The sequence below is a fragment of the Kitasatospora sp. DSM 101779 genome, assembly GCF_025655475.1.
GTDB lineage: Bacteria > Actinomycetota > Actinomycetes > Streptomycetales > Streptomycetaceae > Kitasatospora.
Genome location: NZ_JAHTIK010000001.1, coordinates 220,777 through 234,065, shown reverse-complemented (window position 1 = coordinate 234,065; position 13,289 = coordinate 220,777). Strand labels below are relative to the sequence as shown.

At 72.5% G+C, this 13,289-nt stretch carries 15 protein-coding genes and 1 pseudogene; 9 read left to right on the top strand and 7 right to left on the bottom strand.

Going from position 1 to position 13,289, the window contains the following annotated elements; translation table 11 throughout:
- Positions 1 to 79: 79 nt before the first annotated feature.
- Positions 80 to 712, top strand: coding sequence for a hypothetical protein (locus KSNIM_RS01030; protein WP_263101282.1), 633 nt, complete (start codon positions 80 to 82; stop codon positions 710 to 712).
- A 21-nt stretch (positions 713 to 733) separates the two neighbouring features.
- On the opposite strand, the gene KSNIM_RS39315 is transcribed toward KSNIM_RS01030, so the two are convergent.
- Complete coding sequence (locus KSNIM_RS39315) at positions 734 to 1,636, bottom strand: STAS domain-containing protein (protein WP_411543634.1); 903 nt, start codon at positions 1,634 to 1,636, stop codon at positions 734 to 736.
- A 155-nt stretch (positions 1,637 to 1,791) separates the two neighbouring features.
- A complete protein-coding gene (locus KSNIM_RS01020) occupies positions 1,792 to 3,102 on the bottom strand; it encodes a PP2C family protein-serine/threonine phosphatase (RefSeq protein ID WP_263101281.1) in 1,311 nt (436 codons plus the stop codon).
- 636 nt (positions 3,103 to 3,738) lie between these two features.
- On the opposite strand from KSNIM_RS01020, the gene gvpJ reads away from it, so the two are divergent.
- The 3 genes from gvpJ (at position 3,739) to KSNIM_RS01005 (ending at position 5,638) form a co-directional block, all read left to right on the top strand.
- On the top strand, positions 3,739 to 4,188 hold the full coding sequence (gene gvpJ / locus KSNIM_RS01015; protein WP_263101280.1) for a gas vesicle protein GvpJ: 450 nt from the start codon (positions 3,739 to 3,741) through the stop codon (positions 4,186 to 4,188).
- A gap of 274 nt (positions 4,189 to 4,462) precedes the next feature.
- Complete coding sequence (locus KSNIM_RS01010) at positions 4,463 to 4,894, top strand: gas vesicle structural protein GvpA (protein WP_263101279.1); 432 nt, start codon at positions 4,463 to 4,465, stop codon at positions 4,892 to 4,894.
- A 3-nt stretch (positions 4,895 to 4,897) separates the two neighbouring features.
- Complete coding sequence (locus KSNIM_RS01005; protein WP_263101278.1) at positions 4,898 to 5,638, top strand: GvpL/GvpF family gas vesicle protein; 741 nt, start codon at positions 4,898 to 4,900, stop codon at positions 5,636 to 5,638.
- A 186-nt stretch (positions 5,639 to 5,824) separates the two neighbouring features.
- On the opposite strand, the gene KSNIM_RS01000 is transcribed toward KSNIM_RS01005, so the two are convergent.
- On the bottom strand, positions 5,825 to 7,162 hold the full coding sequence (locus KSNIM_RS01000; protein WP_263101277.1) for a PLP-dependent aminotransferase family protein: 1,338 nt from the start codon (positions 7,160 to 7,162) through the stop codon (positions 5,825 to 5,827).
- A gap of 93 nt (positions 7,163 to 7,255) precedes the next feature.
- Between KSNIM_RS01000 and KSNIM_RS00995 the strand changes: the two genes are divergently transcribed.
- From KSNIM_RS00995 to KSNIM_RS39310, 3 genes and pseudogenes are all read left to right on the top strand, one after another.
- Positions 7,256 to 7,891 (top strand): DJ-1/PfpI family protein, encoded by a 636-nt coding sequence (locus tag KSNIM_RS00995; RefSeq protein WP_263101276.1) that lies wholly within the window; start codon positions 7,256 to 7,258, stop codon positions 7,889 to 7,891.
- Positions 7,892 to 8,430: 539 nt separating this feature from the next.
- The gene (locus tag KSNIM_RS00990; protein ID WP_263101275.1) at positions 8,431 to 9,072 is read left to right on the top strand and encodes a hypothetical protein; all 642 of its coding nucleotides are present in this window, start codon (positions 8,431 to 8,433) and stop codon (positions 9,070 to 9,072) included.
- Positions 9,073 to 9,284: 212 nt separating this feature from the next.
- Positions 9,285 to 9,539, top strand: a pseudogene (locus KSNIM_RS39310) (STAS domain-containing protein); the annotation flags it as partial.
- Here KSNIM_RS39310 and KSNIM_RS39305 read toward each other — a convergent pair.
- The 3 genes from KSNIM_RS39305 to KSNIM_RS00975 form a co-directional block, all read right to left on the bottom strand.
- A complete protein-coding gene (locus KSNIM_RS39305) occupies positions 9,457 to 9,870 on the bottom strand; it encodes a histidine phosphatase family protein (RefSeq protein ID WP_411543836.1) in 414 nt (137 codons plus the stop codon). The pseudogene KSNIM_RS39310 and the gene KSNIM_RS39305 sit on opposite strands and share 83 nt — an antisense overlap.
- Positions 9,871 to 10,045: 175 nt before the next feature.
- Complete coding sequence (locus KSNIM_RS00980) at positions 10,046 to 10,414, bottom strand: STAS domain-containing protein (protein WP_263101274.1); 369 nt, start codon at positions 10,412 to 10,414, stop codon at positions 10,046 to 10,048.
- An 855-nt stretch (positions 10,415 to 11,269) separates the two neighbouring features.
- Complete coding sequence (locus KSNIM_RS00975) at positions 11,270 to 11,725, bottom strand: hypothetical protein (RefSeq protein ID WP_263101273.1); 456 nt, start codon at positions 11,723 to 11,725, stop codon at positions 11,270 to 11,272.
- A 237-nt stretch (positions 11,726 to 11,962) separates the two neighbouring features.
- Here KSNIM_RS00975 and KSNIM_RS00970 point away from each other — a divergent pair, with 237 nt between their 5' ends.
- Positions 11,963 to 12,322 carry an avidin/streptavidin family protein gene (locus KSNIM_RS00970; RefSeq protein WP_263101272.1) on the top strand — a complete coding sequence of 120 codons (360 nt, stop codon included), beginning with the start codon at positions 11,963 to 11,965 and terminating at the stop codon, positions 12,320 to 12,322.
- A gap of 65 nt (positions 12,323 to 12,387) precedes the next feature.
- On the opposite strand, the gene KSNIM_RS00965 is transcribed toward KSNIM_RS00970, so the two are convergent.
- A complete protein-coding gene (locus KSNIM_RS00965) occupies positions 12,388 to 12,810 on the bottom strand; it encodes a thiol-disulfide oxidoreductase DCC family protein (protein WP_263101271.1) in 423 nt (140 codons plus the stop codon).
- 171 nt (positions 12,811 to 12,981) lie between these two features.
- Between KSNIM_RS00965 and KSNIM_RS00960 the strand changes: the two genes are divergently transcribed.
- Positions 12,982 to 13,191 (top strand): hypothetical protein, encoded by a 210-nt coding sequence (locus KSNIM_RS00960; protein ID WP_263101270.1) that lies wholly within the window; start codon positions 12,982 to 12,984, stop codon positions 13,189 to 13,191.
- Positions 13,192 to 13,289 lie beyond the last annotated feature (98 nt).

The following is a 13,289-nucleotide window of genomic DNA, read 5'->3' as shown; positions in this document are numbered from 1 at the left end:
CTGCAGGTGGTGCGGTTCGCCGGGGCGCTCCGAGCGGCGGCCGGATGCGGGCGGTCGCGGGCGGGGCTAGCCTGCGGGCGTGACGGACTGGGCGACCATCTCCTCGCTGGCCACCGCCGGCGGCACGCTCGTCCTGGCGGTGGCGACCTTCGCCTCCGTCCGCTCCGCCAACCGCTCCGCCCGCACGGCCGAGCGCACGCTGCTGGCCGGGCAGCAGCCGCTGCTGGTGACCTCGCGGGAGCAGGACCCGGAGCTGACCGCCCGCTTCGTGGAGGGCCGGATCGTCACCGTCCCCGGCGGCGGGGCGGTGGTCGAGGTCCACCAGGACATCGTGCAACTGGCCATCTCGCTGCGGAACGTCGGCACCGGCCTGGCCGTGCTTCAGAGCTGGCACGTGACCCCCGAGGTGCGGACCGAGCGGGCCCACCCGCCGCTGGCGGAGTTCACCGCCCACGTCCGGGACATCTTCCTGGCGCCCGGCGACCACGGCTGCTGGCAGGGCGCGTTCCGCGACCCGTCAGCCGCGGAGTTCCGGGCGATGACCGCCGCGATCGACGCCGGGAAGCTGCTCACGGTCGACGTGCTGTACAGCGACTACGAGGGAGGCCAGCGGGTGATCAGCCAGTTCGCGCTGCGGCACGACCCGGCCGAGCAGGCCTGGAAGCCGTCGGTGATCCGCCACTTCCCGCTGGACCGCCCGGAGCCCCGCTAGTGTCCTGCGCCGGGAATTCGATCAAGACATGCGGCGCGGCGTTGGAGGATCTCGTCGGCGTCCTTCGTCCAGACGAACGGCTTCGGGTCGTCGTTCCACCGGGCGATCCGGGCGCGGACGTCCCGTTCCAGGGCCTGGAGGTTCTTGTGGACTCCGCGGCGTTATCCGCTTGTCCGTCAGCAGGCCGAACCACACAGGAAGGTTCCCGGTCGATGGCCGAACGTTCCGACTGTGGCATTCCGCCCCGCCTACGCCGTATACGCGCCGGAGGCGGGCGGCTCCCCGCTGTGCCGGGCCGCCTCCCTCGACCGTGCCGTGGACAGGGGGCAACCCCGCGGCCTCCGTGACCTCCAGCAGTCGACGCGCTCCGGCGCTCGGTGCGACCAGGACCACCGGCACTGTCCGGTCGGCAGCCGCGGTCCGGGCCCGCAGCAGCGCGTTCAACCCACCCGAGGCGAGCAGCTCCACCCCGCTCAGATCCACCGGAAGGACCTCCGGGAGCCCACCGAGGGCCTCGTCCAGTACCTGCTGCGCCTCGGTGGCGGTGCCCTGGTGCCGGTCGCCGGCGAACACACAGAGCCCCGTCCCCCGATGCGCCTCGTGCTGGTCCTCAGCTCGTTCGTCACGGCGGCGCCCTTCCTCACGATCGGGCCGCCGCGCAGGGCCTCTGCGGTCCTCATCCACCGGCGCACTGCAGCGCGGGCCCTTCGGCCGCCATGCCGTCGGCCGGGGCCGGCTCCTCCACCCTGTGCGCGCGCTGACGATGCGAGCGGTCCCGGTCGGCCCTGGTCGCGGCGCGCCACCACCAGGCGGGTGCCGATGTGCTGTCCGTCCTGTGCCGCATGGATCCTGTTCTCCGCGAAGGCGCCATCCCGCCCGGCCTGCCGAGGGCCGCGAGGCGGGACCGGTTCTCGCCGACGGCATGCGGGGTGCGGCCGCACGGCCCGCCGCCCCCGTCCTGAGGTGCGCCTGCCCCTGGTCCGGCCTCCGGCCTGGGACGCTCCAGCCAGCCGGCCGTCTTCGGGGCCGCGCCGCAGCGCCCCCTGACGGCCCGCCGACAGCCCGGGCCCGGCCGGTGCTCACCGGTGTTTCCCCGCGGTGCGGCCTGCGCCGGCGGCGGGGATTCGCAGGGCGAGGAGGGCGATGTCGTCGGTGGCGTCGGGTGCGAGGCCGGCGAGGAGTTCGTCGCAGAGGGTGCCGGGGGTTTTGCGGGCGAGGGCGGCGGCGTGCTGGCGCAGCCTTGCAAGGCCCCGGTCCAGGTTCTCGCCGCGGCGTTCGATGAGGCCGTCGGTGTAGAGCAGGAGGGTGGACAGGGGTGGGAGGGGGTCGGTGGCGCTGGGGCGGGGCAGGGCGGTGTCGACGCCGAGGAGGACGCCGGCCCCGCCTTGGAGGAAGTGGGCGTCGCCGTCGCGGGTGACGAGCAGTGGCGGCGGGTGGCCGGCGCTCGCGTGGTCGAGCTGCCACGGCCCGCCCACCGGCCCTTGGACGACGGCGTAGACGCAGGAGGCGGTGGTGGCGGGGTAGAGGGCGTGCTGGGCGAGGTCGAGGCGGTGCAGGATCGCACCGGGTGGTTCCTGGCGGTCGCAGGCGATGCCGCGGAGCATGTTCCGCAGCTGACTCATGGTGACCGCGGCTTTGAGGTCGTGGCCGGTGACGTCGCCGATGATCAGCGCGGTCTGTCCGGTGGGCAGGACGAACGCGTCGTACCAGTCGCCGCCGACCTCGGCGGTGCCGTGCGCGGGCGCGTAGCGGGCGGCGAGGGTGAGGTGGTCCGGCTGGGGGAGGGCCGGGAGCAGGGAGCGCTGGAGGCGTTCGGCGATGTGCTCGGTCTCCCGGTGGAGGCGGGCATTGTCGATGGCGAGGGCGATCCGGTGGGCGATGTCCTCGACCAGCGGGAGGTCGGACTCCGCGAGCGGGGGCCGGTTGGCGGCGCGGGCGACGGTCACCGCACCCAGGACTTCCCGGCGCACCCGCAGGGGCGCGACGATCGCACACACGGCCTGCTGCTCCGTCAAGACATGGTCCTCGGCGGCGTCCCAGGGATCGCGTCGGAGCACGGGCCGCAGGTCTGCCTCGGTGAGGAGGAGCGGGCCCGCGCCGCGCAGCACCCGCGCGAGCGGCCCCGACGCACTCTCCGGCGGCTCGGACAGCTCGCCGCCGGCCGCCCGCGGGGTGCCGCGGCGGGAAGCGGCGGTCCGTTCCCGGCTCCCGTCGTCGGCGAGCAGGTCGACGGCGCACCAGTCGCCCAGGCGCTGCGCGAGGATCCGGCAGGCCCGCTCCAGTCCCGCCCGGGCATCGAGGGTCCCGGCCAGCGCCGAGCTGATGTGCGCCAGCGCGGTCAACCGGTCCAGCGCCTGCTGCAACGCCTCGTCCACGTCGTATTCGTCCATGAATGCACCCTGCCCCAGACCGGCGGCGAGGACCGGACCCTGCCGCGGCGACGCGGCGGCGCATTGTTCGGGGCCGACTGCCCACGGCGCCGCGGGCCGGGAGGATTCGCGCATGTGGAGCCCGGTGGCGGGGCCGGGTCGAGCAGCCCCGGCCGCCCGGGCGGTGCCGGGGCGCGTCCCTGCCGCGCCCCGCACATACCCGACTGCGCCCCGCCACGGCCCCGCCACGGCCTCGCCGCGCGCCCGTCGCGGGAACCCGTGTACGCGCTGCGCCTCGCGCCCGGGACAGGGTCCGCCGTCACAGGTGCGGGCCGTCGACTGTTCGGCCCGTCCCGCCGGTACCACTGATCCGGCAGGAAGCCACGCGCGAGCTCGTCGGCACCGCGACCACACCGTTGCCCCGTACGGGCTCATCGGACACGGGGTGGACACACGACGGCACCCTGTACGTGGGGGGCGTCGCTGTTGGGCGGTGCCGGATCGGGTACACGCACGCGGCACGGAAGGCCTACGCCTCGTGGCGGTACCCGCGCCCCGCGAAGACCCCCAACCGACAGCGAGGCGGGGACCGGCAGGCCACGAGAAGACGCCCCCACCGGCGCGACGGCGCCGAGGGGCCCAGCGAGAGGAGGCACCATGACTGTGGTGCCGCAGAGCAGTGCGGGCGTGCGCGCAGCAGGAGGCGCGAGCACCGGCACGCTGTACGACGTCGTGGAGCTGATCCTGGACCGGGGTCTGGTCATCGACGTGTTCGTGCGGGTCTCCCTGCTCGGGATCGAGATCCTCAAGATCGACGTGCGGATCGTCGTGGCCAGCGTCGACACGTACCTGCGGTTCGCGGAGGCCTGCAACCGCCTCGACCTGGAGTCCGGCCGCAACGCCCCGGCCAAGCTCACCGACATGATCAGCGACAGCACGGGCAAGGCCGTGGAAGGCGTGGCCCGGAAGAAGAGCAAGGGTGCCATCGCCAGTGCCGTGGAGTCGATCACGGATACCCTGCGTGAGCGCGACGACGACCGTGCAACCGAAGCCGCACCCCACCATCGGCGTCCGGCGCGGCCGCGCACCGGGCACCGGACCGAATGAATCCGCAGCGCACATTGCATGACCCACAACGGCGATGGCGAAGGTGCACCGGGGCAACTGCTGTTTGGCGGGGCCGGTTCGGGTATACGCGCGCGGCACGGGAGTCTGTGCCGCCCGGCGGCCGCGGTGGACACCGACTCCCACGGCTCGGAAGGCCCGCGGGGAACAACGACGTCCCGGCCCCAGACACGCATCCGGTCCGTGGGCCGGGCGGCGATCCGGCCTCCCGGGGATGCGGAACGAACGTGGGCGGGCGCGAGAAAGGAGAAGCGCCATGACTGTGGTACCGCAGAGCGGCGGAGGCCGGCCTGCGACGGGAGGCGCGAGTACCGGCACGCTGTACGACGTCGTGGAACTGATCCTGGACCGGGGTCTGGTCATCGACGTGTTCGTGCGGGTCTCCCTGGTCGGGATCGAGATCCTGAAGATCGACGCTCGGGTCGTGGTCGCCAGCGTGGACACCTACCTGCGGTTCGCGGAGGCCTGCAACCGCCTCGACTTGGAGTCGGGGCGCAAGGCGCCGACCCGGCTTCTGGATCTTCCCGGCGAGCTGACGGAGGACGGAAGCCACGGGAAGAGCAAGGGCGCGCTCACCGGGGCGGTCGAGGCGGTGACGGACACGATCCGCCAGTACACACAGGACCGCGACGAGGAACCCGCCGCCAAGCCGCGCGCGGCGCGCCGAACCAGGTCCCGGGAGGACTGAGACATGGCCCTCTACGTCTACGCAGTCACATCGCAGACCCATCCCGCGCGGCTGGACGGCATGACAGGGGTGGGCGATCCGCCCGAGGAACTGTCCACCGTCAGCACCGCGAACCTGACCGCCATCGTCAGCGCCGCGCCCGACGGCCTGCGGGCCCGGCGCCGCGACGTCCTCGCCCACCAGGAGGTCCTGCAGCACCTGATGGCGGACGGCACTGTCCTGCCGCTCCGTTTCGGCGCCACCGCCTCCGACGAACCACAGGTGCGCGGCGCTCTGGAGGACCGCGCCGACTTCTACCACCAGCGGCTCGAGGCCCTGGCGGGCTGCACGGAGTACCTCCTCAAGGGCCAGTACGAAGAAGAGGCGCTGCTCCGGCAGATCCTGCAGGAGAGCGCCGAGGCCCGGCAGCTGAACGAGGAGAGCCGACGCACCGGCGATACCAACGTCAAGATGCGCCTGGGCGAACTCGTCGCCCGGGAGGTCCAGGCCCGAGAGAAAGCGGCCGCCGCCGACGCCGTCGAGGCGCTGCGTCCGTTCGCGCGGGAAGTCCACGTGAACGAGGCCCGCGGCGAGGACTTCGTCAGCGCCTCCTTCTTGGTGGAGGACGATCGTAGCGACGAGTTCACCGCGGCCCAGCAGGAACTCGCCGAGGACTGGGGCGAGGACGTCCGGCTCCGACTGCACGGACCTCTGCCGCCCTACACCTTCGTTCAGGAAACCGCGCCAGGAGATGGCACGGGCTGACCGTCTCCAGGCCCTTCTCTCCGCGGACCGTCCTCCCGTGGCCGGCGCGACGACACGGCTGCGGTGACCGTGATTCCCCCATCAGTCTCGGGTCGCACACCAAGCGGGCTCCAGGCCTCCAGCGCCGACGGACTTTCGGACCCAGACGTCGTCGGTGCGGGCAGGTGTCGGCTGGTCGAGGGGAACTCACGTATAGGCGTCCTCGACGGCGACCTGTCGCACGGTGCGAAGAGCCGATCGGAGAAGGGCCGGATCGGTCGAGGCCAGAGCGAGGCGGATCGCCTGCGGCGTGTGGGTCGAGGTGGTGAACGGCTCCGCTGTGGTCACGGCGATGTGTCGGCGCGCGAGGGTGGCGGTCAGGCGATCGGCGCGTGCGTCGTCGGGCAGGGTGAGCCATGTGAAGTAGGACGCGGGGTGGCCGATGAGGGGCAGGCCTGCCAGCTCTTGTCTGGCGAGTGACTGACGGGCCTTGGCGTCTTCTCGTTTCTGCGCTTCCAACTGGTCCACCGTGCCGTCGTCGAGCCAGCGGCAGGCGATCGCGGTGGTGAGCGCCGGGGTGTTCCAGGTAGTCACCCGAATCGCGCGTTCGAGCGACGGCACCGCAGATGGCGGGGCGACGACGAAACCGACCCGGAGGCCGGTGGCGACGCTCTTGGACAGTCCCGAGACGTAAACGGTGAGGTCCGGCGCGGTCGCCGCCAGAGGCGGCGGAGGGTCCTCGGCCAAGAAGGCGTAGGCGGCATCCTCGATGAGGAGCGAACCGTGCTGTCGGGCGATCTTGATCAGGCGGGTTCGGTCCGTTGTCGGCATGACCCAGCCCAGAGGGTTGTGCAAGGTGGGCATGGTGTAGATCGCGCGCACGGGGCGGGTGGCGCACAGCTTCTCGAGAGCATCGAGATTCGGCCCGGTGGCGGTGGCGGGTACGGGCTCCAGGTGGAGGTGAAGGGCGTGCGCGAGCGCCTTGAAACCCGGGTAGGTGAGCGCGTCGACCGCGACGACGTCGCCGGCCTTGAGCGCGGCCATGGCAGTGACGGCCAGGCCCTGCTGCGCACCGTTGACGATCAGGACCCGATCGGCGTCGGTGGTGATTCCTCGACGCCTCAGATGCCGTGCGATCGAGGCTCTGTCCTGGGGCCGCCCGCGATGTGGTTGGTAGCGCAGCAGCGAGTCGAGATCGCCGGAGGTGGCCACCTCCCGTAGTGCCTGCCGCAGGAGATCGGCCTGGCCGGGCAGCGACGGATAGTTGAAGGTGAGGTCGACCGCGCCAGTGGCGACGACCTGCTGATCGATGCCGTGACCGGGGGGAACCGCGATGTCGCGCACGAACGTACCGCGGCCCTGCTCCCGGCTCACCAGACCCATGGCTGCCAGCTCGGCGTACACCCGAGTCGCGGTCACCACGGCGATGCCCTCGTGGGCGGCGAGTGCGCGGTGTGTCGGCAGCCGCGCGCCTGCGGGGAGCCGCCCCGACCGGATGTCGGATGCGAACGCGTCGACCAGCGTCTTGTACCGCGAGGCTGCCATGCACCGAATTGTATCCATGACAATTTTTTGGCTGTCATCCTCGCGGGACCTTACCGTCGAGACCCACCCCGCCTCCACGGAAGGGCAGTCGCCGTGCACATCGCCATCCTCACCTTCGAGGGCTACAACGAACTCGACTCCCTGATCGCGCTCGGAGTGCTCAACCGCATCAAGACCCACGACTGGCGCGTCACCATCGCCACCCCCGCCCCCAGGGTGACGTCGATGAACGGAGTGGTCATCGAACAGATGTCCACGCTCGAGGAGGCGTGCGCCGCCGACGCCGTGATCGTCGGGAGCGGCATCGCCACCCGTGAGGTCGTCGAAGACCCGGCGATCATGAACATCCTGCGCGGCCTGGACCCCTCGCGCCAACTCGTCGCGGCGCAGTGCTCCGGCGCGCTCGTGCTCGCCAAGCTCGGCCTGCTCGACGACATCCCCGCCTGCACCGACCTGACCACCAAGCCCTGGGTCGTCGCCGCCGGCGTCGAGGTGCTCAACCAGCCCTTCTACGCCAAGGACAACATCGCCACCGCCGGCGGCTGCCTGGCCTCGCACTACCTCGCCGCCTGGATCATCGCCCGCCTCGAGGGCAACGATGCCGCCGAAGGCGCGCTGCACTACGTCGCCCCGGTCGGCGAAAAGGAGGAATACATCGAGCGGGCCTGGAGCAACATCACGCCCTACCTGCCTGCTCCCGCACCGGTCCGACCCGTCGTCGCGGTGTGAGACCTGCCGTGCGCACGGGTACGTGGACCTGCGCCTCACGGCGTGGCCGACCGCCGGCGGCTTCCCACTGCGCCTGGCCACGCGGTGGGCCCTTATGGACGTGGACGACCGACGGTCTGCTGGACACACACCTGCGTGCCGCCCCGCCGGATGCGATCGAGCGCCTACCCGGTCGCTGCTGCGCGCCGGTGCCGGGACCGTCCGGCCCGCACCCGGCGACCATCGTCCGCACTTCGTCGCGTGGATGCGGCGCTGGGTGCGGCCCCCGGGCCGTGTCGGGAATGCCCGAGCTGGACCGGGGCAGGAGCGCTGTGGCGGGCATGGCCGCCGGCCGCGGATGAGCCTGCAGCCGTGTGGCACGGGACGCTGTGTACGGCCCCGTCCGACCTCGCGACGTGACGGAAGGCCGGCAATGCCGTCGGCATCGGCCGGCATGGGCCGGGGGAGGGAGACGGAGGATGACGGCGTCTGATCGTCGGGGCGGCAGGAGGGTGCGGCATCCGCGGCAGGAGCGGCGCGGGGAGGCAAGGCTTCCGGCCGTGATCGCCACCCTCGTGGCGATCCTGCTCTACCTCGTCCTGCCCGAGCGACTGCTGGTCGCGCCGCGTTTCGTCCTGCCGGCGCTGGAAGTACTGCTGCTCGTTCCGCTGATCGCCGTCAACCCCCGGCGACTGACCCGGCAGACCCGGGTTTCACGCTTCCTCTCGCTCACGCTCGTCGCCCTCATCGGCGCCAGCAACCTCACCGCCCTCGGGCTGCTGATCCATGCCCTCGTCTCCACCGAGGTGAAGGACGGCGGCCAACTCCTCGTTGCCGCCCTGCAGGTGTGGGCCACGGACATCATCGTCTTCGGCCTGGCGTTCTGGGAGTTGGACCGTGGCGGTCCCGTCGTGCGGACGCAGGCGCCGCGCGGTGAGCTGCCGCTCGCGGACTTCCGGTTCTCCCAGGACGAGAACGACGACGCCGTCGAGGAGGTCGCGGACGGTGCGAGCCGGTCCTGTGACTGGGTGCCGGTACTGGCGGACTACCTGTACGTGTCCGTCACCAACTCGACCGCGTTCAGCCCCACGGACACCATGCCGCTGTCCACGCGGGCCAAGGTGCTGATGAGCATCGAGAGCATCGCGGCCCTGCTCACCTCCCTCCTGGTCATCGCCCGTGCCGTGAGCGTCCTGCACTGAGGCCGTCGAGCCCCGGTCCCACGCACCGTGCACGACCGGCCCCACCACGAGCGCAGCAGCAGAGCTTCGCCCGGTCCAGCACGGTGCGGTGCGACCGCCCCTTCTCCTCCGGAGGCGGCGAAGGCGCACATGCGGTCGGCGCGGGTGGCGGGACGGGGCGGAGCGCTCGGGCGGTGGGAGGACCGGGGTGTCCAGGGTGAGGAGGGACCACCGTGCGGGTTCCGGAGTCCGCTGTGCGGCAGGGCGAGGACCACAGGGGCTGGGCGGTGCTGGTCCTGACCGGTGAGGTGGACCTTTCCCTGGCCCCGGCCTTCCGCGAGCGTGTGGACGCGCTGGTGGGCGAGGGCCGGGCGCGGATCGTGCTGGACCTGGAACCGGTCACGTTCATGGACTCGGCCGGGCTGGGGGTGCTGGTGTACGGGATGAGGCGGACCGGGGCGTCGGGCGGCCGGCTGCGGCTCGCGGGCCCCGGCGAGCAGGTGCGCCGGCTGCGGGAGCTGACCGGGCTGGACATGGTGGTCGAGGTGCCCGGACGGGGAGACGGGCGGCGTGGCCGCCCAGCGTCCGATCCTGACCGACGAGGTAACGGTGGACGTTGTCGAGCTGTTCGGCGATCAGCCGGACAGTCTGTTCGGCGCGGGCGAGGGGACCGTGGTCGATCGCGGGCAGCGGGACCCCGCGCAGCCGTTGCCCGAGGACGGCGGCCTGGCAGTTCCCTGCATCCGTCAGTCGGCTCTCGTCGGGGGAGGCCTCGCCGTAGCGGGTGAGGTGGAGGTAGCGGGCCGCCGTACCGGCCATGGGTGACAGCACCCTTCAGCGGAGTTGATCTTTCGGATGCACGGACGGACGCCGACCCGTATGGGCCGGTTCCACGAACGGCGGGAACGGGCTTCACGCCGTCGGCGAGCAGCTGGCCGGGCCCGATCGGCTGCAGACCTCACACTGGGACGCCCCGGCTGCGCAACGGGTGGCTTCAGACGGCGCCAGGTGGAGAGCCGTTCACCGGGTCGGGGGTGTCCTGGGCACCGAGGACGGTGTCGGTCTCGGTGACACGCAGCAGGCGGCGCAGCTGGTCGGGGATGTTCGTCAGCCGCAGGGCGGTGCCCTGGCGCAGTGCGAGGCGCCGGGCCCTGAGGATGGTGGTGAGGCCGGCCGAGGTGCAGAAGGTGAGGTCCTGGCAGTCGACGAGCAGCACCTGCGGTGTGGGCAGGTTGCTGAGGGCGTGCTCGAAAGCGCGCAGGAGGTCGCGGCCGGTGTCCTGGTCGGCCTCGCCGCGAAGCCGCAGCAGGTCGGTGCCGGGCGTCAGGCCTGCGATATGGGTGGTGTGCAGGCGCGGGATCATGGACAGTCCTTCGGCTGGGGCCGCCGGAGCCCTGGTGGTGTTGGCCGTGCCCCCGGCGTGTACCCGCTCAGGGCCGTTTCAACGAACGGCTGCACCATGAACGGGCCAGTGGCGAACCGCCGGAGACAGGGCGCTGCGGCCGGCCTCCGGCCGGTCTTGGCTGAGCTGAGCCGTCCGGCAGGGTGCCTGTCCGGGCATGGGGACCCGTCAGTCGCTCGGGTTCGCTTGCCTGTTGGCGCCTTGCTGCCATCGTCGGCCTGCGGACAAGCACCGGAACGGGCGGCGGGAGGCCACCCGGGGCGTGTGGCGCCCACGGGCCTCACGGTGGGCGCGAGAGGCGGGCCCTTGCCGTCGCCGCGCAGGTCGCGGGGCAGGGGGTGGCTGGTGTCGCGTGGGGCGGGGCAGGGTCGGGTGCCGCGGGCCGTCGACGTCCCCAGGGCGGTCGGTGGGCGGTGGTCGCGGCACTGGCCTGACACGGGCACCGCCGGCGGTTGGAGCCGGGCGTGCGGGCGACGGATTCGGGTAGCCGCTGGTACGGCTGGGGTCGAGTACGAGTAGAGGAGAGCTGAGATCATGACCGCCGTTTCCACGGCGACCGCACCGCTGCCGCCGGCGCCACCGCTTCCGGAGCGACCGCCTCGACGACCGACACCGCTCCTGCCCGACCTGCCCCCTCCGTCGGGATGCGAGGCCCCGCCGATCAGGATCGCCGTCAAGGGTGCGGGTGTGTCCTGATCACCCTCGCTGGTCCTCTAGTTCGAACACGGCGGTGAGCGGCCCCGACCCGGGCCTACGCCGACGGAGCCTTGACGAGCCGGCCAGGACGTGGGGTGTGCACACGGGATTCGGCGCCGGCTACGGTGGGCCGTCCGTGGGTGGTGTCGGTGGTCGGTCGGGCCGGTGCCTGTGGAGGAGCCGCGCGAGCCGGCCCGGTTCGGCCACCTGGATTTCCGAGGGGTCGGTGGTGCGTCGTCCGCCGCGGCGACTGGTGGTGCTGGCGGGGGCACGGGAGGCTGTGGCACTGCGCCAGCCGTCGGAGCCGGTGTCGGTGAGTCCCAGGACGCGGGCCAGGTCGCTGTCGGTGACGTCCTGCCAGCCGTTGCGGACGTGGGTGTTGTAGGGGCCGAGGGGTTTGCTGCGGCCGTCCGGCGTTGTGGTGCGTCGCCAGCCGAAGGCGACTGGGCCGTCGCGGCCAGGGGCGGCGAAGCCACCGGGTGGGCGGGCGACGTGGAGGACCAGGAACAGCTGCTGCCGCCCGGCGGGGCCTGAGCGGCGGTACAGCCGTCCGGCATCGAAGAATCCCTCGTCCATGCCCGTCCCGTCGCCTCCGGCGTGTCCTCGTTCCCAGTGTCCGGCCCCGGCCACGAGCAAAGGGCCTGCCGCGCCCGCATGCATGTCGGGGGAGCCCGGCGGCGGGCCTGGTCCCCGGGTGCAGTAGTGCCGCATGCCCGGGGCGGCGGAAAGGTGTCAGTATCCGGACGAGGGGACGGGGACATGAGCCGGTCGGTGCGGAAGCGAGCCGGTCGGTACGGGAACGGGAGATGATCGGTGACGGCCTTCGCAGGGGACTGGTACAACGAGTTCGGCTCCCACCTGCGGCTATTGGCCGACGGGGACGGCAACCTGACCGGGACGTTCGAACCCGGGGCAGGGCCGGGCGGCCGGCGCGAGCTGGTGGGTCGCTACGACGCGGGTCCGGCCGGTTCGGGTGCGGCGCTGGGCTGGACGGTCGCCTGGCGCGACGGCCGGGGCCGGGCGGCATCGGTGACCGGCTGGAGCGGACAGTACCTACCCGAGGAAGAGCGCATCCTGGCGAGCTGGCTGTTCACCACGGCGAGCGACGCCGACCAGGCGTGGAAGGCCACGGTCGTCGGCCAGGAGTCCTTCTCCCGCCAGCCACCCGGCTGAAGGCTCGGTCCCGTGGAGGTGGACGCCTTGACAGCGGGGTGGGATCTGCCGGGGGCGTCCCGGGGTCAGAGCAGGCCGGCGGTCCGCTGCGGATGCCGCCGCCGGGCCAGCGGCGCGGTGGTGACGGCGAGGAGCCGGCGGACGGGGGGAAGGGCCAGCAGACCGCCGAGATAGGACCAAGGACCACCGCAGCGCATGAGCAGGTGGGCGCAGGCGTCGATGCCGCTGTACTGCCTGCCCGTTGGGGTGAGCCAGAGGGGACCGCGTCGGATGGTCTCGGGGGAGACGGCTCCCGGGTGTCCCAGCCGGGCGTTCAAAGCGGGAAGGTCGACGAACTCGTAGGCCAGGGCTTCCCAGGGCCTGGCAGACCTGGACATGCCAGGGTACTGCTTGGCCCGAGCGACCCAGTCGGCGCACAGCGGGCAGTCGCCGTCGAACAGCAGCAGCGGCTCCCGAAGGGCAGGCTGGATCATCTGCACGCTCGGCACTGCTGGGCCTCCTTCGACGGCCCGGTGGGGCGGCCTGCCCAAGCCGGCAGGGGCACACGCGCGCCGCCGTCGCGCTCCGCGGACCGGCCAGGTCTGCACCATCCGGGTAACGCCATTGTCCTCCGCCGGGCGCTGGTTGACGGGCGTGTTCGTGTTGATCCGCGGTGCGGGTTGCGGGCACGGCCTGGGTCGAGGGGGCTGAACCAGTCGAGCGGTGCGATCGTCCTGGTCCGCGAGTACGTGGACATGGGCCCGGGGGTGAAGATGGACCGGCTGGACGTGCAGAAGGCCAGGCTCGCGCAGGCCGTCGGCGGCTGGTTCCGGAAAGTGGGCCCCGGCCGGTACGAGATCGTCACCGAGACGCCCAGGCGCACCGAATAGCCGTTGGCCCGCCCCGAACCGGCCCTTCCCAGCCTTCCGCACCCCGCCGGCAGACTGTCCCGTCCCCCTCCACCCCCCGCCAGGCGCGGTCCGGGAAC